The organism is Streptomyces sp. 8P21H-1, from assembly GCF_013302945.1.
This window is the reverse complement of sequence record NZ_JABTYA010000084.1, coordinates 1-3,245: the sequence shown is the minus strand read 5'-3', so window position 1 is coordinate 3,245 and position 3,245 is coordinate 1. Positions and strand designations below refer to the sequence as shown.

2 protein-coding genes are annotated in these 3,245 nt (G+C 74.9%); both read left to right on the top strand.

The genetic code is table 11. From position 1 onward, the window contains the following. The coding region (locus HO151_RS01770) for a beta-ketoacyl reductase (RefSeq protein WP_173894374.1) at positions 1-1,744 on the top strand (1,744 nt) is incomplete at its 5' end. 28 nt (positions 1,745-1,772) lie between these two features. Next, the coding region (locus HO151_RS01765; protein ID WP_173894373.1) for a type I polyketide synthase at positions 1,773-3,245 on the top strand (1,473 nt) is incomplete at its 3' end.

Genomic DNA, 3,245 nt, shown 5'->3' with positions numbered 1-3,245 from the left:
GCCGCGGCCGGGCGGTGCCACGCTCACCGAGGGCGTCACGGCGACCCTGGCGCTGGTGCAGGCGCTCGGCGACCTGGGCTCGGGGCACCGGTTGTACTGCGCCACCCGGGGCGCGGTCGCCGTCGGTGGCACGGACGGCATCGACGCTCCCGAGCAGGCGGCCGTGTGGGGGCTCGGACTCGCCGTGGCGCTGGAACAGCCGGACCGCTGGGGCGGGTTGGTCGACCTGCCCGAGGTGTTCGACGAGCGGGCCGCCCGCACCCTGCTCGGCGTGCTGGCCGCCCCGGGCGGTGAGGACCAGTTCGCGGTCCGGCCCACGGGCGCGCTGGTGCGCAGGATGAGTGGCCGTCCGCTGCTCCCGGGTGCGACGGCGGGACCGGAGTGGCGGCCACGTGGCACCGTGCTGGTCACCGGCGGCACCGAAGGGCTCGGCCGGCATGCCGCGCGGTGGCTCGCCGAGGCCGGTGCCGAGCACCTGGTGCTGACCGTCGCGTCGGACCCGGAGGCGCCACGGGTGCGGGAGGTGTGCGACGAGCTGAGCGCGCACGGTACGAAGATCACCGTTCGTCAGGTCGACCTCGGCGACCGGGAGGCGCTCGCGCGGCTGCTCTCCGGGCCCGCCGCCGCGCCCGGACTCTCCGGCGTCGTGCACACCGCCGACCTCGCGCGCGTCGCCCAGGTGGACGACACCACCGCCGGGGAGCTGGCGGAGACGCTGGCGGCCAAGGTCGACGGGCTGTGGCACCTGGACGCGCTGCTGAGCGGACGGGACCTGGACCTGTTCGTCGTCTTCTCCTCCGTCGCCAGTGTGTGGGGCGGCGGTGGGCAGGGGCTCATCGGTGCCGCCAACGCCCAGCTCGACGCGCTGATCGAGCGGCGGCGGGCGCGGGGGCTGACGGCCACCTCGGTGGCCTGGGGTGTGATCGACGGGTTCGGTGTGGCGTCCGACGCCGCCGCGCGGGAGCAGCTGCGCCGGCGTGGTGTGCTGCCGATGGCACCCGAGGAGGCCATGGCGGCGCTCACGCTCGCGGTGCGGGGCGACGACACGCGGGTGGCCGTGGTGGACGTCGACTGGGCGGCGTTCGTGCCCGCCTTCACCTCGCTGCGGCCGAGCCCGCTGATCGGCGACCTGCCGGGCGTACGGGAGATCGTCGACGGTCTGGCGGCGGCGGACGACTCCGGCGACGAGTCGGCCTCGGAGTTCCTGCGGCAGCTCGCCGCGGCCTCCGACGCCGAGCGGGAACGCGCGCTGATGAAGGCGGTGCGCGAGCACACGGCGCTCGCGCTGGGACACAGCGGCGCCGAGGCCGTGAAGCCGGGGCGCGCCTTCCAGGAGATGGGCTTCGACTCGCTCGCCGCGGTCAACCTGCGCAACACCCTCGGCGCCGCCCTGGGCACCAAGCTGCCCGCCACTCTCGTCTTCGACTACCCCACGCCCGCCGCGCTGGTGGAGCACCTGCGCACCGAACTGCTCGCGGACGCGGCCGGCGGGGAACCGAGCGAGGCGGACGAGGAGGAGCTCCGCCGGACGCTGGCCTCGGTTCCGTTCAGCCGGTTCCGGGAGGCCGGGCTGCTGGACGCGCTGCGGCAGCTCGCCCGGTCGGCCGGCGCGGACGGACCGGACGGACCGGACGGCGGCGGGCAGTCGCCGTCCGCCACGGCCGCCGCCGAGGAACTCGACCTGATCAACGCAATGGATGTCGCCGGACTCGTCCAACGAGCACTGGACGGGAACCGGTTGTGATCGCGCATTCGACACGGTGGGAGCAGCCATGAGCAGCGGCCAGACTGAACAGATCGTCGAAGCGCTGCGCGCCTCGCTGAGGGACAACGCCCGGCTGAAGCACGAGTACGACAAGGCGGTCGCGGCCACCACCGCGCCCGTCGCCGTCGTCGGCATGGCCTGCCGCCTGCCGGGCGGGGTGTCCTCGCCCGAGGAGCTGTGGGAGCTGGTGTCCGGCGGGGGCGACGGCATCACCGGGTTCCCGGCCGACCGCGGCTGGGACCTGGACAACCTGTTCCACCCCGACCCCGACCACCCGGGCACCAGCTACGCCAGTGAGGGCGGCTTCCTGCACGACGCCGGGATGTTCGACGCGGGTTTCTTCGGCATCTCGCCGCGCGAGGCCGTGGCGATGGACCCGCAGCAGCGGATCATGCTGGAGCTGTCCTGGGAGGTGCTGGAGCGGGCCGGCATCGATCCGACGAGTCTGCGCGGCAAGGACGTCGGCGTGTACTCCGGCATCGCCTTCCACGACTACGGCGCCGGGCTGCCCGAGGTCCCCGACGAACTCGCGGGCTTCCTCCTCACGGGCGGGGCGGGCAGTGTGCTGTCGGGCCGGGTGTCGTACGTGCTGGGCTTCGAGGGGCCGGCGGTGACCGTGGACACGGCGTGCTCGTCGTCGCTGGTCACCCTGCACCTGGCGGCGCAGGCGCTGCGGGCGGGGGACTGTTCGCTGGCGCTGGCCGGCGGGGTCACGGTGATGGCGGAATCCGACGCGTTCGTCGGTTTCTCGCGGCAGCGCGGGCTCGCCCCCGACGGCCGGTGCAAGGCGTTCGCGGCGGCGGCGGACGGCACCGGGTTCGCCGAGGGCGCCGGGGTGCTGCTCCTGGAGCGGCTGTCCGACGCGGTCGAGGCGGGCCATCCGGTACTCGCGGTGGTACGCGGCTCGGCGGTCAACCAGGACGGCGCGTCGAACGGACTGACGGCGCCGAACGGCCCTTCGCAGCGGCGCGTCATCCGGCGGGCGCTGAACAACGCCCGGCTGACCGCCGCCGAGGTGGACGTGGTGGAGGCGCACGGCACCGGTACGGCGCTGGGCGACCCCATCGAGGCGCAGGCGCTGCTGGCCACCTACGGCCGGGACCGCGAACTGCCGCTGTGGCTGGGGTCGGTCAAGTCGAACATCGGGCACACGCAGGCGGCCGCCGGAGCGGCCGGAGTCATCAAGATGGTGATGGCGATGCGGCACGGCGTCCTGCCGCGCACCCTGCACGTGGACGCGCCGACACCGCAGGTGGACTGGTCGGCGGGGGCCGTGGAGCTGCTGACCGAGGAGCGGGCGTGGCCGCGGACGGGACGGCCGCGCCGGGCCGCCGTGTCCGGCTTCGGCATCAGCGGCACCAACGCCCACGTGATCCTGGAGGAGGCCCCGGCCGCCACCGGTCCGGTGGACAAGGCCGTTTCCGGGGAGCCGCTCCTGACCGGCGCCCCCGTGCCGCTGCTGGTCTCCGGGCGCGGCGAG